The sequence below is a fragment of the Cellulomonas hominis genome, from assembly GCF_901521055.1.
GTDB classification, from domain to species: Bacteria; Actinomycetota; Actinomycetes; order Actinomycetales; family Cellulomonadaceae; genus Cellulomonas; species Cellulomonas endometrii.
Map to the genome: position 1 here is coordinate 25,743 of NZ_CABEGA010000031.1, position 19,473 is coordinate 45,215.

Annotated in this window: 18 protein-coding genes, 1 pseudogene and 2 riboswitches; of the genes and pseudogenes, 7 read left to right on the forward strand and 12 right to left on the reverse strand. The window is 76.2% G+C overall.

Annotated elements, in window-relative coordinates; all coding sequences use genetic code 11:
- Positions 1-30: 30 nt before the first annotated feature.
- Positions 31-930 carry a GNAT family N-acetyltransferase gene (locus tag KJP73_RS09395; protein ID WP_213282567.1) on the forward strand — a complete coding sequence of 300 codons (900 nt, stop codon included), beginning with the start codon at positions 31-33 and terminating at the stop codon, positions 928-930.
- Positions 931-1,105: 175 nt separating this feature from the next.
- Positions 1,106-1,696, forward strand: coding sequence for a hypothetical protein (locus KJP73_RS09400; RefSeq protein WP_213282568.1), 591 nt, complete (start codon positions 1,106-1,108; stop codon positions 1,694-1,696).
- Between the two features lie 33 nt (positions 1,697-1,729).
- On the opposite strand, the gene KJP73_RS09405 is transcribed toward KJP73_RS09400, so the two are convergent.
- Together KJP73_RS09405 and KJP73_RS09410 are read right to left on the reverse strand one after the other, a co-directional pair.
- Positions 1,730-2,509 carry an ABC transporter permease gene (locus tag KJP73_RS09405; protein ID WP_213282570.1) on the reverse strand — a complete coding sequence of 260 codons (780 nt, stop codon included), beginning with the start codon at positions 2,507-2,509 and terminating at the stop codon, positions 1,730-1,732.
- Entirely contained in the window at positions 2,506-3,480 is a 975-nt protein-coding gene (locus KJP73_RS09410; protein ID WP_249669262.1) for an ATP-binding cassette domain-containing protein, read from the reverse strand. Before KJP73_RS09410 ends, KJP73_RS09405 begins: the two co-directional genes overlap by 4 nt.
- Before the next feature lie 113 nt (positions 3,481-3,593).
- On the opposite strand from KJP73_RS09410, the gene KJP73_RS09415 reads away from it, so the two are divergent.
- Entirely contained in the window at positions 3,594-4,370 is a 777-nt protein-coding gene (locus KJP73_RS09415) for a TetR/AcrR family transcriptional regulator C-terminal domain-containing protein (protein WP_213282573.1), read from the forward strand.
- Positions 4,371-4,402: 32 nt separating this feature from the next.
- Positions 4,403-4,900: a hypothetical protein gene (locus KJP73_RS09420; protein WP_213282575.1), complete on the forward strand. Its 498-nt coding sequence runs from the start codon at positions 4,403-4,405 to the stop codon at positions 4,898-4,900.
- Here the strand turns inward: KJP73_RS09420 and KJP73_RS09425 are convergent.
- The 3 genes and pseudogenes from KJP73_RS09425 to KJP73_RS09435 form a co-directional block, all read right to left on the reverse strand.
- Complete coding sequence (locus tag KJP73_RS09425) at positions 4,857-6,107, reverse strand: O-succinylhomoserine sulfhydrylase (RefSeq protein WP_249669264.1); 1,251 nt, start codon at positions 6,105-6,107, stop codon at positions 4,857-4,859. The two genes, KJP73_RS09420 and KJP73_RS09425, sit on opposite strands and share 44 nt — an antisense overlap.
- Complete coding sequence (locus KJP73_RS09430) at positions 6,104-6,553, reverse strand: rhodanese-like domain-containing protein (protein WP_213282578.1); 450 nt, start codon at positions 6,551-6,553, stop codon at positions 6,104-6,106. Before KJP73_RS09430 ends, KJP73_RS09425 begins: the two co-directional genes overlap by 4 nt.
- A gap of 23 nt (positions 6,554-6,576) precedes the next feature.
- Positions 6,577-6,753 (reverse strand): annotated as a pseudogene (locus KJP73_RS09435) (DUF1737 domain-containing protein); the annotation flags it as partial.
- A gap of 6 nt (positions 6,754-6,759) precedes the next feature.
- Positions 6,760-6,870: riboswitch (SAM riboswitch) on the reverse strand.
- A gap of 160 nt (positions 6,871-7,030) precedes the next feature.
- Positions 7,031-7,146, forward strand: a riboswitch (SAM riboswitch).
- A 49-nt stretch (positions 7,147-7,195) separates the two neighbouring features.
- On the opposite strand from KJP73_RS09435, the gene KJP73_RS09440 reads away from it, so the two are divergent.
- The gene (locus KJP73_RS09440) at positions 7,196-8,599 is read left to right on the forward strand and encodes an aminotransferase class V-fold PLP-dependent enzyme (protein ID WP_213282580.1); all 1,404 of its coding nucleotides are present in this window, start codon (positions 7,196-7,198) and stop codon (positions 8,597-8,599) included.
- A gap of 66 nt (positions 8,600-8,665) precedes the next feature.
- On the opposite strand, the gene KJP73_RS09445 is transcribed toward KJP73_RS09440, so the two are convergent.
- The 4 genes from KJP73_RS09445 to KJP73_RS09460 are packed head-to-tail and all read right to left on the reverse strand — an operon-like array spanning position 8,666 to position 12,750.
- Positions 8,666-9,289 (reverse strand): pentapeptide repeat-containing protein, encoded by a 624-nt coding sequence (locus KJP73_RS09445; RefSeq protein WP_213282581.1) that lies wholly within the window; start codon positions 9,287-9,289, stop codon positions 8,666-8,668.
- Positions 9,290-9,317: 28 nt separating this feature from the next.
- On the reverse strand, positions 9,318-10,043 hold the full coding sequence (locus KJP73_RS09450; protein ID WP_213282583.1) for a hypothetical protein: 726 nt from the start codon (positions 10,041-10,043) through the stop codon (positions 9,318-9,320).
- Entirely contained in the window at positions 10,040-11,416 is a 1,377-nt protein-coding gene (locus tag KJP73_RS09455; RefSeq protein WP_213282585.1) for a 3-oxoacyl-ACP reductase, read from the reverse strand. The genes KJP73_RS09450 and KJP73_RS09455 overlap by 4 nt, the downstream gene beginning before the upstream one ends.
- Positions 11,413-12,750 (reverse strand): acetyl-CoA C-acetyltransferase, encoded by a 1,338-nt coding sequence (locus KJP73_RS09460; RefSeq protein WP_213282586.1) that lies wholly within the window; start codon positions 12,748-12,750, stop codon positions 11,413-11,415. The genes KJP73_RS09455 and KJP73_RS09460 overlap by 4 nt, the downstream gene beginning before the upstream one ends.
- Positions 12,751-12,898: 148 nt before the next feature.
- Between KJP73_RS09460 and KJP73_RS09465 the strand changes: the two genes are divergently transcribed.
- Together KJP73_RS09465 and KJP73_RS09470 are read left to right on the forward strand one after the other, a co-directional pair.
- A complete protein-coding gene (locus KJP73_RS09465) occupies positions 12,899-13,693 on the forward strand; it encodes a TetR/AcrR family transcriptional regulator (RefSeq protein WP_249669265.1) in 795 nt (264 codons plus the stop codon).
- A 57-nt stretch (positions 13,694-13,750) separates the two neighbouring features.
- A complete protein-coding gene (locus KJP73_RS09470) occupies positions 13,751-15,931 on the forward strand; it encodes an acyl-CoA dehydrogenase family protein (protein WP_213282590.1) in 2,181 nt (726 codons plus the stop codon).
- An 89-nt stretch (positions 15,932-16,020) separates the two neighbouring features.
- On the opposite strand, the gene KJP73_RS09475 is transcribed toward KJP73_RS09470, so the two are convergent.
- The 3 genes from KJP73_RS09475 to kduD are packed head-to-tail and all read right to left on the reverse strand — an operon-like array spanning position 16,021 to position 19,389.
- The gene (locus KJP73_RS09475; protein ID WP_213282591.1) at positions 16,021-17,697 is read right to left on the reverse strand and encodes a pectate lyase; all 1,677 of its coding nucleotides are present in this window, start codon (positions 17,695-17,697) and stop codon (positions 16,021-16,023) included.
- A 23-nt stretch (positions 17,698-17,720) separates the two neighbouring features.
- The gene (kduI, locus tag KJP73_RS09480; protein WP_213282592.1) at positions 17,721-18,578 is read right to left on the reverse strand and encodes a 5-dehydro-4-deoxy-D-glucuronate isomerase; all 858 of its coding nucleotides are present in this window, start codon (positions 18,576-18,578) and stop codon (positions 17,721-17,723) included.
- A gap of 46 nt (positions 18,579-18,624) precedes the next feature.
- The gene (gene kduD / locus KJP73_RS09485) at positions 18,625-19,389 is read right to left on the reverse strand and encodes a 2-dehydro-3-deoxy-D-gluconate 5-dehydrogenase KduD (protein WP_213282594.1); all 765 of its coding nucleotides are present in this window, start codon (positions 19,387-19,389) and stop codon (positions 18,625-18,627) included.
- Positions 19,390-19,473: the final 84 nt, after the last annotated feature.

The following is a 19,473-nucleotide window of genomic DNA, read 5'->3' on the forward strand; positions in this document are numbered from 1 at the left end:
ACGCCGGACCGTCCGGCCCCACCCGCGGGGGTGACGGTCGCGGAGGTCCCGTGGGCGGACCCCGTGGCCCGGGCCCTGCGCGACGCGCAGCAGGTCGAGCTGAGCGCGCGGTACGGCGACGACGGCACCCCCGAGCCGCCCGCCGAGGCGGTGGTGGTGACCCTCGTCGTCGCGGTCGACGGCGTGCCCGCGGCGTGCGGCTCGCTGCGCGACGTCGGCGAGGAGCACGGCCCGGGCACCGGTGAGGTCAAGCGCGTCTACGTCGACCCGCCCGCGCGCGGGCTCGGGCTCGCCCGCGTCCTGATGCGGGAGCTCGAGGCCCGGGCGGTCGCGCTCGGGTGGGCGCGGCTCGTCCTGGAGGCCGGGCTGCAGCAGCCCGAGGCGATCGGGCTGTACCTGTCCCTCGGGTACCAGCCGGTCGAGCGGTACGGCGAGTGGGCCGACGTCCCGGACTCCCGGTGCTTCGCGAAGGCCCTGGCCGGTGCCGACGCGCCGCGGCGTGGGGCGCGCGCGGAGCCGCCGCCGGTCCCGGGGCCGGACGTCGACGTCGTGCTCGACCCCCACCCGGGCGGCCCGGCCCTCGCGGCGGTGGTCGCGCGCGTCGGCGGCCGTCCCGCGGGCACCGCGTCCCTCGGCCGGCCGCACGGGCTGACCGAGGGCGACCCGGGCACGACGGCGGAGCTGCTCGGCGTGGACGTCCGCGACGGGTCGCGGCGCTCCGAGGTCGTCGCCGCGATGGTCCGCGCGCTGGAGGCGGCGGCGCTCGGGGCCGGGACGCGCGCCGTGGTGCTGCGGACGAGCGTCGGCGAGCCCGGGGCGCTGGCCCTGTACCGGGCGCTCGGGTACCGGCCGGTGCTGCCGTTCGGCGACTGGGAGGGCGACCCGCTGGGCCTGTACCTCGGCCGCGCGCTCACGCCCCCGGCGGCCTGACGCGCCGACACCCGGGACCGGCATGTGGACGCCCCGTGGTCGGCCGCCCGCCCGGCCGGTTACCGTGCTCGCGTGTTCCTGAGCCGGGTCTGTTGTCGCTGAGCTGACGACCTCGCGCGCCCGCGGCCGGTACGGCCCTCGCCGCGCACCCCGCCTCACCCCTCGAGGACACCCCATGGCTCAGCCCGTCCTGGACCGCGCGCCCGCGGCCGCCGCACGTCACCTGCCCGTCGTCCTGCCGCTCGCCCGCCGGCACGCCCCGGCGCCCGCGCACCCGGCGGCGCCCGCACCCGACCCGACCATCCACGTGCTCGCCCCCGACTGCGGCGTGCGCACCGTGGAGTCGCGCCCCGGGTCCGAGTCGGCGATCGCCCTGGCCGCGGTGCACGCCGACGTCATCCGGCTCGAGTTCTCCGTCGCCGTGCCGTCCGTGGGCGCGCTGTCGCGGGTCGCCGCCCTGGTGGAGGAGGCGGTCGCCGCGTCGGGCCGCGACCGGGCGGGCGTGCGGGTGCTGCTGGACCTGGAGGTGGTGCTCGCCGGCGACGAGCGGACCGCCCGCCGCAAGCGGTCGCAGCTCGAGCACCTCGACGCCCTGGCCGGGCTCACGTGGTCGCCGGCGGACACCCGGGTCGTGACGACCGCCGACCGCCTCGTGGACGAGGTGCGCGAGCTCGCGCGCCGGGCCGGGGTCGACGGCGTGGTGCTGCACCCGCTGGCCGGCGGACCGGCCGCCGCGGCGGAGCTCCGGGCCCTCGTCGCCGCCTGAGGCCCCGGAGCCGCGCGGCATGGGCTCAGCGACTCAGCGGCCCAGCCCCGCGTACCGGCGCACCGACGCCACCGCGAACAGCAGGGTGAGGACGACCGGCCAGGCGACGGCCAGCAGGACCGCGTGCTCGCTCGCCCAGCCGCCGCCGTCCACGCCGGGGTTGCCGAACAGGTCGCGGGTGGCGGTGACGGTCGCCGCGATCGGGTTCAGCTCGGCGACCGTGCCGAGCCACCCGGGCATGCTCCCGGTGGGCACGAACGCGTTCGACAGGAAGACGAACGGCCACACCAGGATCTGCACGGCCATCACCGTGCCCGGTCCCCGCGCGACCAACCCGAACCAGACGCCGACCCACAGGAACGCGAACCGCAGCAGGAGCAGCAGGCCGACCGCGGCGAGCGCCGGGCCGATCCCGTCGTGCCACCGCCAGCCGACCGCGACGCCGCCGGCGAGCAGCACGAGCAGCCCGACGGCGGAGGACAGCATGTCGGCCAGCGCCCGCCCGCCGACCACCGCCCACCGGGACATGGGGAGCGCCCGGAACCGGTCGGTGATGCCGCGCTCGACGTCCTGCTGGACGGCGGTCGTCGTCGACTCCAGCCCGAACACCATGGCCAGCACGAGCATCCCCGGGAACAGGAACTCGATGTAGTCGCCGCCCGGGACGCTGATCGCGCCGCCGAACAGGAACCCGAACATCAGCAGGAGCAGCACGGGGAACGCGAGGCCGATCAGCAGCCCGGCCGGCTGGCGGCGCCAGTGCTGCAGGTCGCGCAGGGTCACGGTCCATGCGTTGCGCAGGGTCCAGGTCATCGGGCGCTCCCCTCGGTGGCGGTAGCGGTGGCGGGTTCGGGCGAGCGGGCGGTGAGGTGCCAGAACACCTCGTCGAGCGTGGGGCGGCGCAGCCCGAGGTCGTCGACCTCCACCCCGGCCAGGCCGTGCAGGGCGGCGGACAACGCGGTGGTGCGGTCGGCGACCGTGGTGGTGACGCGCCGGGTGGGCCGGTCGGTCTCGGTGCCGGTGCCCAGCGCGTCCAGGACGGCCGTCGCGCGGTCGAGGTCCCGCTCGTCGTGCACGACCACGTCGAGGCGGTCGCGGCCGACCGAGGCCTTGAGCGCGTCGGGCGTCCCGGAGGCGACCACCCGCCCGCCGTCGAGCACGGTCACCGCGCCGGCGAGCTGGTCGACCTCCTCCAGGTACTGGCTGGTGAGCAGCACGGCCGTCCCGTCGGCGACGAGGGCCCGCACCGCCTGCCACACCTCCCGCCGGCCGGTGGGGTCCAGCCCGGTCGTGGGCTCGTCCAGCAGCAGGACCGGGGGGTCGAGCACCAGCCCGGCCGCGAGGTCCAGCCGGCGGCGCATCCCGCCGGAGTACGTGGACACGTGGCGGTCGGCGGCGTCGGTGAGGCCGAACCGGTCGAGCAGCTCGTCCGCCCGGGCGCGGGCGCGGCGCGGGCTGAGCCGGGACAGCCGGCCGAACAGCACGAGGTTGTCCCGGCCGCCGATGATCTCGTCGAGCGCGGCGTGCTGGCCGACGAGGCCGAGGTGGCGGCGCGCGGCGTCGGGCTCCCGCACGACGTCGTGCCCGGCGACCGCGGCCGTCCCGGCGTGCGGGGCGAGCAGGGTGGCGATGATCCGGACGGTCGTGGTCTTGCCGGCGCCGTTGGGACCGAGCAGGCCGTGGACGGTGCCGGGGTCGACGCGCAGGTCGAGGTCGGCGAGGACGGGCCGGCCGCCGTAGGACCGGCCGAGTCCTCGGGTCTGGATGGCGGGGGAGTCGGGCACGAGCGCACCTCCGGGGTGGGCGAGGGGCATTGACGTACAGCGTACGGTACAGCGTACGGCAAGAACGCGCGACGGTGTGCGGATGTTCCCGCCCCGTCGGGGAGGATGGGCGCATGACGGAGGTGACCGGCACCGGCGACCCGGCGCGCAGCATGGCCCTGCTCTGGCGCGACCACGAGCCCGCCCCCCGCGGCAGGGGCGCCGCCGCGGGGCTCTCGGTCGACCGGGTGGTCGGCGCGGCGGTCGAGGTCGCCGACGCCGAGGGCATCGGGGCGCTGTCGATCCGCCGGGTCGCGACGGCCCTCGGCGTCGGGGCGATGTCGCTCTACACGTACGTCCCCGGCAAGGGGGAGCTGCTGGACCTCATGGTGGACGCGGTGCTCGGCGAGCTGCCCGGCCTGGTCGGGGAGCTCGCGCCCGGCGACTGGCGCGCGCGGCTCGAGGCGGTGGCCCGCGGCAGCTGGGCGCTGTACGAGCGGCACCCGTGGCTGCTGCACGTCGGCGCGTCCAGCCGGCCGCCGCTCGGCCCGAACGTGATGGCGAAGTACGAGCTGGAGCTGCGGGCCGTGGACGGCGCTGGGCTCGGCGAGGTCGACATGGACGCCGTCGTCACGCTGGTGAACGGCTTCGTGGCCGGCGCGGCGCGCGGCGTCGTCGAGCAGGCGCAGGCCGGTGCGGCCAGCGGCACCACCGAGCTCGAGTGGTGGCGCGCGACCGAGCCGTTCGTCACGCGCGTGTTCGACCCGCAGAAGTACCCCACGGTCGCCCGCGTCGGCCCGGTGGCGGGGCAGGCGCAGCAGGCGGCGTACGACCCGCGGCGCGCGTTCGAGTTCGGGCTGGAGCGGCTGCTCGACGGCATCGCGGTGCTGGTGGAGCGGGCGAACGCCTGACTGCGACGGGTGCCGTCGCCTAGGTTGAGCGCGTGACTCGACTGTGGCACTGGGTGCTCGCCGGCCTCGCGCTGCCCGCGGTGCTCGTCGGCGGCTGGCTGGTCGTCGCACTGGTCCTGGGCATGTCGCCGGAGGACGTCCTGGTCGGCGCCGGCTACAGCCTGTACCTGGTCGCGTTCCTCACGCTGCCGTGCACGGCCGCGCTCACGGTGGTCGGCCTGGGCGTGCTCGCGGTCGCCCGGTCCCTGCCGCCGCGGGGCCGGCCGGCGCGCGCGGTGGCGATCACGCTCACCACGCTCGCGACGGCGGTCGTCACCACCGCGGCCGCGACGCTGCTCGTCGTCGGACCGCCCGCGGGCACCGGCACCTCGTGGCCGTCCGTCATCGCGAACGGCGCCGTCTTCTCGGTCGTGCCGACGGCGCTCGCCGTCGTCGCGCTGCTGCGCTGGCGGCCGCGCGCGGTCGCGGAGCCCGCGGCGCCGGAGGTCAGCCCTCCAGCGCCGCCAGCGCCTGCTCCAGGTCGTCCGTGAGGTCGGCGGGGTCCTCGAGGCCGACCGAGAGCCGCACCGTGGACTCCGCGATGCCGACCGCCGCGCGCCCGGCCGGGCCGAGCTTGCGGTGGGTGGTCGTCGCCGGGTGCGTGACCAGGGACTTCGCGTCGCCCAGGTTGTTCGAGATGTCGACGACCCGCAGGGCGTCGAGGAACGCGTAGGTCGACTTCTTCGCCACGTCCGGCCCGGCGCCCTCGGGCACCCGCAGGTCGAACGTCACGACGGTCCCGCCGCCGTCCTGCTGCGCGAGTGCGAGGTCGTGCTGCGGGTGCGACGGCAGGTAGGGGTACCGGACCGACGCGACCGCCGGGTGCTGCTCGAGCGCGCCGGCGAGGGTCAGGGCGGACGCCGTCTGGTGCCGCACCCGCAGCGACAGCGTCTCCAGCCCCTTGAGCAGCACCCACGCGTTGAACGGGCTGAGCGAGGGCCCGGTGTTCCGGATCAGCGTCTGCACCGGGCCGTGCACGAACGCGTCGGTGCCGAGGATCGCCCCGCCGAGCACCCGCCCTTGCCCGTCGATGTGCTTGGTCGCGGAGTACACGACGACGTCGGCGCCGAACGTCAGCGGCCGGGACAGGACGGGCGTCGCGAACACGTTGTCGACCACGACGACCGCGCCGGCCGCGTGCGCCAGGCGGCTGACCGTCGCGATGTCGACGAGGTCCTGCATCGGGTTCGACGGGGTCTCGAAGAACACGACGTCCGCGGGGGTGGCGAGCGCGGCCTCCCACTGCTCGGGGACGTGCCCGTCGACGTAGTCGGTCCGGACGCCCCACTTCGCGAGGATCTCGTCGAAGATCACCACCGACGACCCGAACAGCGCCCGGGCGGCGACCACGCGCGACCCGGAGCGGACCAGCGCCGCGAGGGCCGTGAACACCGCCGACATGCCGGACGCCGTGGCGTAACAGGCCTCCGCGCCCTCGAGCAGACGGAGCCGCTCCTCGAAGCTCGACACCGTGGGGTTGCCGTACCGGGAGTACAGGAACCGGTCGCTCTCACCCGCGAACGCGGCCTCCGCGTCGGCCGCGTGGGCATACACGTACCCCTGGGTGAGGAACAGTGCCTCGGACGTCTCCTGGAACCCGGTGCGCACGGTTCCGCCGCGGACCGCGAGCGTGTCCGGCCGCAGCCCCTCGCGCGGGAGCCGGTCGTCCTGCCAGTCGCCCGGGCCGGGGGTGGTCACGCCTCCCGCCACGGGAGCCCCTCGGCGCGCCAGCCCTGGTGGCCGCGGCGGCCGTCGGGGCCGACGTCGCCCTCGAACCCGCTCAGGATGTTGTACGCCGGGCCGAGCCCCGCGGCGGTCGCGGTGCTCGCGGCGGCGACGGAGCGCACGCCGGACCGGCACAGGAACACGACGGGCCGCGGGTCGTCGGGCGTGATCCCGGCGCGCGCGAGCTCGTCGAGGAACCGCGGGTTCGGGCGGCCGAACGCGTCGGTCCACTGCACGAAGGCGGTGCGCTCGGCGGTGTCCTCGCCGGCCAGGTCGGCCGTGTCGGGGACGCCGATGGTCTGCCACTCGCCCTCGGTGCGGACGTCGACCAGGACGGCGCGCTCGTCGGACGCGAGCAGGTCCCAGGCCTCCTGCGGGGTCAGGTCGCCGGCGTAGCCGTGCCCGTGCTGCGCGCTCACAGCGGCCGCACCCGGGCCGTGGCGGACGCGGGCAGCACGACGGCCTGCGCCACGATCACGCGCTGGCCGTCGAAGGTCGCCGCGGGGGCGCCGTGCAGCTCGTAGCCCTCGGCCAGCGCCTCGCTGACCCGTTCGCAGAACGAGCGGTCGTCCGGCCCCGTCAGCAGGCGGTAGCGCAGGCGGTCGTCGGTGTCGGTCATGCGTCTCCTCCATCGGACCTGGCGGAAGCACCCTCGGCCGGTCCGGCTCGCGAGGAGGCGGACCGCGGGTTGCTGCGGCGTCGACGAGCCAGATCTCTCGGCCGCTCTGGATGGTGCGGCGATGCTACGCCATCGTCCGGGGATGTCACTCCCCTCGTCCACGGCCGGTCCGCTGCTGGTCCGCCGCTGGTCCGCGGCTGGTCCACGGCAGGTTCACCCGTGCCGGTGGCTGGACGCCGGTTGACACCTCCGCCGCGCCCGCCCCATCCTCGTGGCAGGTCATGAGCGCCAGCGCGAAGCCCCGGCTCGCTGGCCGGCAACCCTCCCTCCGCGGCGGGGTGCCCCGGGTGACGACCTGGCCGTCCACCGTCCGGTGGCCGGCAAGCGCGGGGTGACCCGGTCGACGCACCGGGCCCCCATCGATCCACCCGGGGGTCCTCCCATGTCCGTCTCCACCGCCACCACCTGTGCCACCGCCGTCACCGCCATCACGGCCGAGCAGGCGCTGCTGCCCGTCGTCGGCTCCGACACGCCCGTCCCGCTGGTCGACGGCCGGTCCGTGCCGTACGCCAACCTGGACTACGCGGCCTCCGCCCCGGCGCTCGAGTCCGTCGCCGCGCGGGTCGTCGAGGTGCTGCCGCTGTACGCGTCCGTGCACCGCGGCGCGGGGTACCTGTCCCAGGTGTCGACGGCGCTGTACGAGGCGTCCCGGTCGGCGGTCGCGCGGTTCGTCGGCGCCCGCGAGGACGACGTCGCGGTCATCACGCGGAACACCACCGACTCGCTCAACCTGCTGGCCGGGTGCGTGCCCGACGGCGGGCGGGTCCTGGTGCTGGACGTCGAGCACCACGCCAACCTGCTGCCCTGGGTGCGGTCCGTCCGCGGCTCCGGCCGGGTGGCGACGGTCCTGCCGTCCGCGCCGACCGTCGCCGCGACGCTGGTCGCCCTGCGCGACGAGCTGGCCCGCCAGCCGTACGCCCTGGTCACGGTCACCGGCGCGTCCAACGTGACCGGCGAGGCGCTGCCGATCGCCTCGGTGGTGGCGCTGGCGCAGGAGGCGGGCGCGCGCGTGGCCGTCGACGGCGCGCAGCTCGTCCCGCACCGCGCGTTCTCGCTCGCGGAGTCGGGCGTCGACTACGTGGCGTTCTCCGGGCACAAGACCTACGCGCCGTTCGGGGCGGGTGCGCTCGTGGGGCGCCGGGACTGGCTCGACGCCGGGACCCCCTACCTCGCCGGCGGCGGCGCCGTCCGCGACGTCCGCACCGACCGGACGCTGTGGCAGCCGGCGCCCGCGCGGCACGAGGGCGGCTCGCCGAACGTGCTCGGCGCGGTGGCGCTCGCGGAGGCGTGCGACACCCTGGCGGCCCTGCCCGACGGCGCGCTCGCCGCGCACGAGACGGCGCTGCGGGACCGGCTGCTCGCGGGCCTCACGACCGTGCCGGGCGTGCGCGTGCTGCGGCTGTGGTCGGACTCCGCGGACCCGGTCGGCGTCGTGTCGTTCACGCTCGGCGACCACGACTCCGGGCTCGTCGCCGCGTACCTGTCGGCGGAGCACGGGATCGGCGTGCGGGACGGCCGGTTCTGCGCGCACCCGCTGCTCGCGCGGGTCGGCGTGACCGGCGGGGCGCTGCGGGCGTCGGTCGGCGTCGGCACCACGACCGACGCGGTCGACCGGCTCGTCGCCGGGCTCCAGGCGTTCGTCGCCGACGGGCCGCGCGCCGCGTACGAGGTCGTCGACGGGTGCTGGACGGTCGCCGGGGACACCCGGCCCCGGCCCGCGGTGCCCGGCATCGACGCCATCGCCGCCACCGCCGCCGCCGCGTGCGGCCCCGCGGTGGAGGACTGAGACCGCGGCCCGGGTCGGCCCGAGCGGGGGGCAGGCCGGCCCGGGCCGCGCACGCCCGCCACGGGATCAGCGGACGGTGACGCCCAGGTGCTCCGCGAGCGCGTCCGCCAGGTCGAGCAGCTGCTGCCGGCTGATCGTCGCGCCCTTGAGGCCCGCGGTGCCGTCCAGCCCGGCCAGGTCCGCGCCGCGCAGGTCGACGTCCCGCAGCTGCGCCCTCGTGACGTCGAGCCGCCCGACCCGGCAGTCCTCGAACCGCACCCGCGCGGCCTTCACCCCCGCGAGGTCCAGGTCCCCGATCGTGCAGTGCACGAACCGGAGGTCCTGCACCCGCGCGTCCCGCAGGTTCAGGTAGTCGATCTTCCCGCCCTCGACGGTCACCCGGTCCCACGAGCTGCCGAACGCCTCGAACGCGCCGAGCCGGCAGTCCCGCAGCGTCACGTCCCGCCACGACCCCGACCGGGCCCGCAGGGTGCCGGCGCGGCAGTCGGCCAGCGTGGTGTCGACGAGGTGCGCGTGGTCGAGCGCGGCACCGTCGAGGTCGCAGCCGCGCAGCAGGCACTCGATCACGCGGGCGCTCTCCGCGTCGGCGTCGGACAGGTCCAGCGCGTCGAGGAGCAGGCGGTCGTAGTCGCCCTCCGGCTCCAGGGTGCCGGTCCAGCGGTCCAGGGTGTCCTCGCGCGGGGTGGTCATGGGACCAGCGTGGCACCCGGGTGTGACGTCACCCCAGCGGCCGCACCTCCGAGCGCAGGTGCAGCTTCCCCTTCCGCGCGTCCCAGGCCGTGACCACCCACCCGTCCCCGTCCCGTGCGACCGACACCGCGGGCGTCGCGGGCAGCAGCACGGGGGAGGCGAACTCCACGTCCCACGTGTACGTCTCGCCCCGCCGGGCTCCGACGCCGGGTGCCAGGTACGTCGAGATCCCGCGCCACGCGGCGGGGGCGGACTCCGGGTGGCCGGCGCGCCGCACCTCGGACACGAGGTCGACCTGCGCGCCCCGGCGGTGCGGTCGCAGGTCCTGCGCCCACGCGCGGATCTCCAGCACGTCGCCGAGCCGCAGCGCCTCCCGCTGCTCGACCCGGTTGGCGAGGTGCACGATGCCGAGCGGCGGCATCGGGAAGTCGGGCCGGACGATCAGCGCGATCGCGACGGGGAACGCCAGGACGTGCACGTACCCGGCGGGCAGCACGTCGCCGGCGGGCTCGCCGACCAGGTGCTGGTACGCGGTCAGCTGCTCGGCATCGGGGTGCACGCCGTCGAGCCGGTGCGTCACGGCGGGCAGCGCCACCGCGTCGCCGGCGCCCCCGCCGCGGTGCAGCACCCGGCGCACCCGACCGCCGACGGCGGCGCGGCCGGACGCGAGGCCGGCGCGGGCGTACAGCTCCCCGAGCCGGGGCGGCGCGCCGAGGACGACCTCGCGTCCCGCCCCGGTGGCGACGGCCGTCACCGGCCGACCATGCTCTGGCCGCACACCCGCAGCACCTGCCCCACGACCCCGCCGGCCTGCGGCGAGGCGAGGAACGCCACGGCCTCGGCGACGTCGACGGGCAGGCCGCCCTGCTGGAGCGAGGACAGCCGGCGGGCGACCTGCCGGGTGAGCGCGGGCATGCGGGCGGTCATGTCGGTCTCGATGAACCCGGGCGCCACGGCGTTGGCCGTGCCCCCGAACGCCGCGAGCAGCGGCGCGGTGGCCTGGACCATGCCGATGACCCCGCCCTTCGAGGCGGCGTAGTTCGTCTGCCCGCGGTTCCCGGCGATCCCGGAGGTCGAGGCGAGCGACACGATCCGCGGCGCGTCGGTGAAGTCCCCCGACGTCAGCAGCGCCTCGTTGATGCGGAGCTGCGCGGCGATGTTCACCGCGATGACGGACTCCCAGCGGTCGGGCGTCATGTTCGCGAGCAGCTTGTCCCGGGTGATGCCCGCGTTGTGCACGACGACGTCGAGCCGGCCGTGCCGCGACAGGGCGTGCTCCAGGATCCGGGTCCCGGCGTCCTCCGCCGTGACGTCGAGCTGCAGCGCGGTGCCGCGGACCCGGTTCGCGACCGACGCGAGCGCCTCGCCCGCGGCCGGGATGTCGACGGCCACGACGGTGGCGCCGTCGCGGGCGAGCGTCGTGGCGATGGCCTCGCCGATGCCCCGGGCGGCGCCCGTGACCACGGCGACCCGGCCGTCGAGCGGCCGCTCCCAGTCCGCGGGCAGGGCCCCGGCCGCGGAGTCGACCGGCAGCAGCTGCCCGTCGACGTACGCGGAGCGGGGCGACAGCAGGAACCGCAGCGCACCGAGCACCGCGGGCGCGGTGACGGGCACGTCGTCCGCGACCACCACGCCGTTCGCGGTGGCGCCGCCGCGCAGCTCCTTGGCGATCGAGCGCAGCGCGCCGTCGACGCCCTGGCGTGCCGCGGCGAGCGCCGGTGCGTGGTCCGCGGCGGCGGGGCGGGACACGGTGACGACGCGGCCGTGCCGGGCGAGGGTCTTGAGCGTCGGGGCCAGCGTCAGCAGCGGGTCGGCGAGGTCCCGGGGGTGCTCGATCTCGGTGAGCGCGAGCACGACGGCGGCGAACCGCGTGCCCTCGCCGGCGTGCCGCCGGACGTCGAGGTCCCAGCCCTTGCGGTCCGGCGACGTGCCGGAGAGCAGCTGCGCGAGCGTGTCGGCGTCCGGGCCGGTGCCCAGCACCAGGACCGGGCCGTCGACGAGCGGTGCGCCCGGCCGGTAGCGGTGCAGCTGCGCGGGGCGGGGGAGCCCGAGCTGCTTCGCGATCTTCGCGGTCACCCCGCCGTTGACGAGGTCGAGGTAGCGGTCGGTGCCTCGGGGGGTGCTCACACCGCCTCCAGGATCGCGGCGACGCCGAGGCCCCCGGCGGCGCAGACGGACACCAGCGCGCGGACCGGGCGGTCCTCGCCGGCGGCGAGCAGCTCCGCGCGGCGGCGGTGCAGCTGCTTGGCCACGGTCGCGACGATGCGCCCGCCGGTCGCGGCGAACGGGTGCCCGGCCGCGAGCGAGGAGCCGTGCACGTTGAGGCGCTCGCGGTCGACGGACCCGAGCGCGTCGTCCAGGCCCAGGCGGGACAGGCAGAACTCCTTGTCCTCCCACGCGGCGAGCGTGGTGAGCACGGTCGCGGCGAACGCCTCGTGGATCTCGACGTAGTCCAGGTCGGCCAGGGTCAGCCCCTGGCGGGCGAGCAGCCGCGGCACCGCGTAGACGGGCGCCATGAGCAGCCCGTCCTCGCCGTGCACGAAGTCGACCGCGGCGGTCTCGGCGTCGACCACGGCGGCGAGCGGGGTGAGACCGCGTGCGGCCGCCCAGTCCTCCGACGCGAGCAGCACCGCCGAGGCGCCGTCGGTGAGCGGGGTGGAGTTGCCGGCCGTCATCGTCGCGGGGGTGTCCAGGCGGGTGCCGAACACCGGCTTGAGCGTCGCGAGCTTCTCCAGCGAGGTGTCCGGGCGCAGGTTCTGGTCCCGCACGAGGCCCCGGTACGGGGTCACGAGGTCGTCGAAGAACCCGTCGGCGTAGGCCGCGGCGAGGCGCTGGTGGCTGGCGTACGCGATCTCGTCCTGCGCCTGCCGCCCGATGCCCCACTGCGCGGTGGTCAGCGCCTGGTGCTCGCCCATCGACAGGCCGGTGCGCGGCTCGTCGGTGCGGGGCGTCGCGGGCTTGAGGTCCTGCGGGCGCAGCGCGGCGGCGGCCTTCAGCCGCTGCGGGACGGTCTTCGCGCGGGCCAGCGTGAGCAGCGTGCGGCGCAGGCCCTCGCTGACGGCGATCGGCACGTCGGAGGCGGAGTCGACGCCGCCCGCCACGCCGGACTCGACCTGGCCGAGCCGGATCTTGTTCGCGACCGACACGACCGCCTCCAGGCCGGTCGCGCACGCCTGCTGCAGGTCGTACGCGGGCGTCCGGGGCGACAGCGGCGAGCCGAGCACGGCCTCGCGGGTGAGGTTGAAGTCGCGGCTGTGCTTGAGCACCGCGCCCGCGACGACCTCGCCCAGGACCTCGTCCTGCAGGCCGTACCGGGCGACCAGCCCGTCGAGCGCCGCGGTGAGCATGTCCAGGTTGCTCACCCGGGCGTACGGTCCGCCCGCCCGGGCGAACGGGATCCGGTTGCCGCCGACGACCACGGCACGTGTGCCGCCGGGCGTCGGGGTGGGGGTGGCTGCCATGTGGGGGTCCTCCCGCATCGTCGTCGATGTCGCTGGGTGGTGCCGGTGGTGGTGCTGGCTCGGTGCCGGTTCCGGTGGGCCGGTCGATCGGGACTTCGGTCCCTTGCGCCGGTGCCCGAAACTCACAGTACCTGATACCGTCAGTTTCGTGAGCCCCATCACACGGGATCCGTCGACGCGGACGGACGAGACCGAGGCCCCGGGCGGGACCGCGGCCGCGGCGCGCGCCGACGACGGCCGGTCCACCCGCTGGGAGGACCACCGCGAGGCCCGCCGCGCCGAGCTCGTGCGCGTCGCCCGCCGGGTCGTGCACCACGAGGGGCCCGACGTCTCGATGGACGACATCGCCGCGGCCGCGGGGACGTCGAAGTCGATCGTCTACCGGTACTTCACCGACAAGGACGGCCTGCAGCTCGCGGTCGCCGCCGCGGTCGTCGGTGACATCCGCGACGCGCTCGACGAGGCCGCGACCGGCGCCAGCACCCCGCGCGACGCGCTGCGCGGCATGGTCGACACCTACCTGTCGATGATCGAGTCGTCCCCGCACGTGTACGCGTTCGTGACCCGCGGCGGGTCCGTCGGGCACTTCCTCGACTCCGTGACCGAGCTCGTCGCCGTGCCGTTCGTGCGCGCGCTGGGGGTCGCGGGGGAGGGCGACGGCACGCCCGACGACGGCACGCCCGCGGGCCCGGACGCCGACTGGGCGCGGCTGTGGGCGGCCGGCGCCGTCGGGTTCGTGCGCGGGGCGGGCGAACGCTGGCTGGCCGCGCGCGACCAGCCGGACGCCGACCGCGAGGACGTCGCGACGCGCGTCGCCGCCTGGCTGTGGGCCGGCCCGGTCGGCGTGCTGTCGCGCGAGCGCACCGCCCGGCCCGTCGCCGGCGAGGCCACCGACGCCACCGAGGCCATCGGCGCCACCGACGCGGTCCGCCCACCCGGCTGACCGGCGACACCCCCACCCGTCCGCGTCGACGACGACGCACCGACCCAGGGAGCACGCATGACCACGACCGCACCGACACCGGCCACGGCGACGGGGACCGGCACCCCGACGGTGACCGACACCCCGACGGTGACGCGGCCGACGGGGACGGTCCGCCCCAGCGGCGGCGGGCACCCCGGCCCGCGCCACCCGCGCCCGGGCACGGTGGACGCGCACGTGGACGTCCCCGGGCTCACGGACGTGCTGCTCGGCCGGTACGCCGACCTGCGGCGCGGCGCGCGCGGGGTGATCGCGGACCCGCGGTTCCAGCGCGAGGAGGGCCTCGGCGTCGCGGAGCACCGGGAGCGCGTGCTCGACCAGCTCCGCACCCTGGCGGCCGAGGGCGACGTGCTGCGCGCGTTCCCGACGCGGCTCGGCGGCGCCGACGACCACGGCGGCAGCCTCGCCCGGTTCGAGGAGCTCGTCGCGGCCGACCCGTCGCTGCAGATCAAGGCGGGCGTGCAGTGGGGCCTGTTCGCGTCGGCGATCCTGCACCTGGGCACCGAGAGCCACCACGACCGGTTCCTGCCCGGGGCGATGTCCGTGACCGTGCCGGGCGCCTTCGCGATGACGGAGACCGGCCACGGGTCCGACGTCGCGAGCATCGGCACCACGGCGACGTACGACCCCGCGACGCAGGAGTTCGTGCTGCACACCCCCTTCCGGGCGGCGTGGAAGGACTACCTCGGCAACGCCGGGAAGCACGGCACCGCGGCGGTCGTGTTCGCGCAGCTGGTCAGCCGGGGCCCGGAGGACCGCCGGCCCGTCAACCACGGCGTGCACGCGTTCTACGTGCCGATCCGCGACCCGGAGACCGGGGAGTTCCTGCCGGGCGTCGGCGGCGAGGACGACGGCCTCAAGGGCGGGCTCAACGGCATCGACAACGGCCGGCTGTGGTTCGACCGCGTCCGGGTGCCGCGCGCCGACCTGCTCGACCGGTACGGCTCGGTCGCCGCGGACGGCACGTACTCGTCGCCGATCGCCAGCCCCGGCCGCCGGTTCTTCACCATGCTCGGCACGCTCGTCCAGGGCCGGGTCTCCCTGGACGGCGCCGCCGTGAACGCCGCGAAGCTCGGGCTGATCACCGCCGTCACGTACGGGAACCAGCGCCGCCAGTTCGCCGGGGCGTCCCCGACGGACGAGGTCGTGCTGCTCGACTACGGCGAGCACCGCCGCCGGCTGCTCCCGCTGCTCGCCGAGACGTACGCCGCGACGTTCGCGCACGAGCACCTGCTCGCGGCGTTCGACGACGTGTTCTCCGGCCGCGACGACACCCCGGAGTCCCGCGAGGAGCTGGAGACGCTCGCCGCCGCGCTGAAGCCGACGTCCACCTGGCACGCCCTGCACACGCTGCAGACGTGCCGGGAGGCGTGCGGCGGGGCGGGGTTCCTCACGGCGAACCGGCTGACGTCGCTGCGCGCGGACCTCGACGTGTACGTCACCTTCGAGGGCGACAACACCGTCCTCTACCAGCTCGTCGGCAAGCGGCTGCTCACCCGGTATGGCCAGCAGATCGGCGGCGACCCCGCGGTGCTGGCCCGGCTGGTCGCGGGCAAGGCCGCCGACGCGGCGCTGCACCGCATGCCCCTGGCCCGCGCCGTGCAGACGCTCGTGGACGCCGGCGACGCGCGCCGGTCCGCCGGGCAGCTCCGCGACCCGCACGCCCAGCGGGACCTGCTCGCGGACCGCGTCGCGACGATGGTCGCCGAGCTCGCGCAGGCGCTCCGCCCGGCCCGCCGCGCCGCCCCCGAGGTCGCGGCCGAGCTGTTCGACGCGCACCAGCACGAGCTCGTCGAGGCCGCCCGCGCGCACGCCGAGCTGCTGCAGTGGGAGGCCTTCACCCGGGCGCTCGACACCGTGCCCGACCCCGGCACGCGGCAGGTGCTCACCTGGCTGCGGGACCTGTTCGGGCTCACCGTGATCGAGCGGCACCTGGCCTGGTACCTGGTCAACGGCCGGCTGTCGGCGGGCCGGGCGCGGACCGTCACGTCGTACATCGAGCGGCTGCTGGTCCGGCTCCGGCCGCACGCCCAGGACCTGGTGGACGCCTTCGGGTACGGGCCGGAGCACGTGCGGGCCGAGATCGCGTCGGGCGCCGAGGCGGCCCGGCAGGACGAGGCGCGGGAGTTCCAGCGCGCCGCCCGGGCCTCGGGCACCGACCCGGTCCCGGAGCCGAAGCCGTCCCGCCGGGACGGGTGACTCGGCCCGGCGGGTCTCAGACGACCGGGTGGAGCGTCCGGCCGGACACGCACCGGCGTGTCCGGCCGGACGCTCCACTCGGGGCTGGCTCAGGCGTCGGCGTCGGCGACCCAGCGCAGCAGCGTGCTCATGTGCTCGATGTACCGGCCCGTGGAGATGCCCGTGACCGGGTCGTCCGTCGTGTACGGGGACGTGTCCGTGGGGCCGCCGACCTCCGTCTGACCGAAGTCGCCCGCGGCGGGGGTCGGTGACCCGTCGCCCGCGTACGGGTTGCTGGTCGACACCAGCGGCGTGGGCCAGTAGCCGTCCGGGCCGAGCGCGTCGAGGACCTCCTGCACCTCGTCCTCCGTCGGGACCCCGTCGGTGCGGTGCAGCGTGCCCACGTTGAGGTCCGACACCGACACGTCGCCGGTGCTGAAGTACTCCGGCAGGGTCGCGCCGCGGTGCAGCAGCGGCGAGCCGGCCGTGGCCTCCTCGACGGGCAGGGCGCGCAGCGTCGCGTACCGCTCCCGGAGCGCGGGCACGTCGATCGCCCGGAACGCGTTGTAGTGCACGATCGTCCGCGCCGGGTCCTTGTCCGCCCAGTAGCGGCCGTTGACCACGTCGGACCCGGTGCGGTGCACGAACAGGGCGTCGTTCGTGCCCAGCTCGACGAACGTCGGGAACTGCCGCCCGTCCTCGGTCCACAGGGCCTCCGGCAGCCGCACCGAGTCCAGCCAGTCGAGCGCGGCCGGGACGCCCGCCAGGTAGGACGCGTCCCCGGTGAGCTCGTAGAACCCCAGCAGCTTCTCGACGTTGCCGGCCGTGGTGTGCGTGGCCAGCGACTCCGGCTCGTAGGAGCGGGCCCCGACCGGCCGCAGGTCGTCGGCGTCGTGCTGCAACGACCAGCCGGCCTGGGGTGCGGGCTGCTGGGTGACGACGAACGCGTCCATCGCCGCCCGGACCGCCGGCAGCACCGACTCGTCGCCGAGCGCCTGGTGGACCATCAGCAGCAGCTCGATGTTCTCCGCCGCGACGTCGTCGTTGAACGTGATGTCGCGGGCGTAGTCCGGCGTCCCGGGCGCCAGGGGGTACCGCTGCGGCCACCCGCCGACGGGGTGCTGGCTGTCCAGCACGAAGTCGATGGCGCGGTCCAGGGCCGGACGGAACGCCGCGTCCTCCTTCTCCAGGTACATCCGGAGCAGCAGCTGGGAGCTCTCGGCCGTGCCAGCGTCGTCGAACGTGGCGCTGCCGTCGTGGTGCTGGAACTCCTCGAGCCGCCAGCCGTTGCGGCCGATCGTGTCGTACCAGCGCTGCAGCGACTCCTCCCCGGCGAAGTCGTGCAGGTAGTTCCAGCCGCCGGCGGGGTGCTGCGCCGCCATCAGGGCCTCGGCGACCTCCGCCGCGGCGTCGTAGTACGCCTCGTCGCCGGTCGCGTGGTACGCGTCGAGGTAGACGTGGCCCATCGTCGCGGTGCCGGGCGGCTGGATCCAGATCTGCGTCGGGTAGGCCTCCATCTCGCCGAACTGCCGGGACCCGTCCGGCAGGTACGACCAGAGGTAACCGCCCCGGTAGGCGACGTCGTCCGTCATGAACGCGGTGGCCGTGCGCATGGTGCGCAGGACCTCCGCGCGCAGTCCGGTGGCGCTCGCGGACGGCGCGGGCGCGTCGTCCGGGGCCGGGGCGCACGCCGCGCCACCGACCAGGACGGCGGCGACCGCGAGCACGGCCAGCCGCACCGGGCGGGAGCGCCGGGCGAGGGCGCCACCGGCGGGGCGGGGTCGCACGGTCGTCGGTCGCCGCCGCCGCATCAGCGCAGCTCGGTGACGGGCGCGCCGTCCATGTCGTCGAACGACTGGTTCTCGCCCGCCATCGCCCACACGAACGAGTACGCGGCCGTGCCGACGCCGGAGTGCAGCGACCACGGCGGGGAGATCACGGCCTGCCGGTCCGCGACCAGCAGGTGCCGGGTCTCCGTCGGCTCGCCGAGCAGGTGCACCACGCGCGCGTCCTGCGGGACGTCCACGTACAGGTAGCACTCGGTCCGGCGCTCGTGGGTGTGCGCCGGCATCGTGTTCCACATCGACCCCGGGTGCAGCTGGGTCACGCCCATCACGACCTGGCAGCTCCGGACCCCGCCCTCGTGGATGTACTGCCGCAGCGTCCGGCGGTTGCTGGTCAGCTGGTCGCCGAGCTCGCGGACCGTCGCCTCCTCGGGCAGCACCAGCACCGTCGGGTAGGTGGTGTGCGCGGGCGCCGAGAACAGGTAGAACTGCGCGCCGCCGTCGGCCGGGGCGTCGGCGGTGCCGGCGGCACCGGGCGCGTCGGCGAGCACGACCTCGCGGGTGCCGCGGCCCACGTACAGGCACGCCCCGTTCGGCACGGTGTGCACGACGCCGTCGGTGGTGACCGTGCCGGTGCCGCCGACGTTGACGATGCCGACCTCCCGCCGCTCGAGGAAGTAGTCGCTGCGCAGGGCGTCGTCGGCGGGCAGGGTCAGCTCGCGGCCGGCGGGGACGACGCCGCCGAGCACGACGCGGTCGTGGTGGGTCAGGACGAGCGTGATCTCGCCGGGCACGAACAGGTCCTCGACCAGGAAGGTCGAGCGCAGCTCGGCGGTGTCCATGCCGCGCAGCTGCTGGGGGTGGGTCGCGTATCGCTGGTCCACGGGGGTCTCCTCGGGGTGCGGGGTGGGGTGGGCGGAGCGGTGCGGGTCAGCGCACGAGCCAGCCGCCGTCGACGGGGATGACGGCGCCGTTGAGGTAGTCCGAGGCGGCCGACGCGAGGAACACGAACGCGCCCGCGAGGTCGTCGGGGGTGCCCCAGCGGCCGGCGGGGATGCGCTCGACGATGCCGCGCTCGCGCACCGGGTCGGCCCGCAGCTGGGCGGTGTTGTCGGTGGCCATGTACCCGGGGGCGATCGCGTTGGTGTTCACGCCGTGCGCGGCGAGCTCGTTCGCGAACGCCTTGGTCAGCCCGGCGACGGCGTGCTTGGACGCCGCGTAGCCCGGGACGAGCACGCCGCCCTGGAACGACAGCATCGACGCGATGTTGATGATCTTCCCGGAGCCCTGCGCGGCGAACCGGCGGCCCGCGGCCTGCGACAGGTGGAACACGGCGTCGAGGTTCAGCGCCAGCACGGCGTCCCAGTCGGCGGCCGGGTGCTCCAGCAGCGGCGCGCGGCGGATCATGCCGGCGTTGTTCACCAGCACGTCGAGGCCACCGAGCACGGACACGACGTCGTCGAGGGCCTCGTCGAGCTGCGCCGGGGTGGCCGCGACCAGGTCGAGCTGCACGGTGTGGGCCCGGCGGCCGACGGCCCGGACGAGCTCGGCGGTCTCGGGGGCGTCGACGTGGTCGATCACGGCGATGTCGGCGCCGGCCTCGGCGAGGGCGACGGCGGCGCGCTGGCCGAGGCCGCGCGCGGCACCGGTGACGAGGGCGGTCCGGCCGTCGAGGCGGAACTGGTCGAGGATCATCGGGACTTCCTTCGGGGTGAGGGAGTGGTGGGAACAGGGGTGCCGCCGCGGCACGCCGTGGTGCTGCGGGCGTGCGCGGGCGTG

What these genes read in the sequence shown, in the direction of transcription:
- KJP73_RS09400 (WP_213282568.1), top strand. Translation starts at nt 1,106, where the DNA reads ATGGCTCAGCCCGTCCTGGACCGCGCGCCCGCGGCCGCCGCACGTCAC.
- KJP73_RS09405 (WP_213282570.1), bottom strand. Translation starts at nt 2,509, where the DNA reads ATGACCTGGACCCTGCGCAACGCATGGACCGTGACCCTGCGCGACCTG.
- KJP73_RS09415 (WP_213282573.1), top strand. Translation starts at nt 3,594, where the DNA reads ATGACGGAGGTGACCGGCACCGGCGACCCGGCGCGCAGCATGGCCCTG.
- KJP73_RS09440 (WP_213282580.1), top strand. Translation starts at nt 7,196, where the DNA reads ATGTCCGTCTCCACCGCCACCACCTGTGCCACCGCCGTCACCGCCATC.
- KJP73_RS09445 (WP_213282581.1), bottom strand. Translation starts at nt 9,289, where the DNA reads ATGACCACCCCGCGCGAGGACACCCTGGACCGCTGGACCGGCACCCTG.
- KJP73_RS09460 (WP_213282586.1), bottom strand. Translation starts at nt 12,750, where the DNA reads ATGGCAGCCACCCCCACCCCGACGCCCGGCGGCACACGTGCCGTGGTC.
- KJP73_RS09470 (WP_213282590.1), top strand. Translation starts at nt 13,751, where the DNA reads ATGACCACGACCGCACCGACACCGGCCACGGCGACGGGGACCGGCACC.
- kduD (WP_213282594.1), bottom strand. Translation starts at nt 19,389, where the DNA reads ATGATCCTCGACCAGTTCCGCCTCGACGGCCGGACCGCCCTCGTCACC.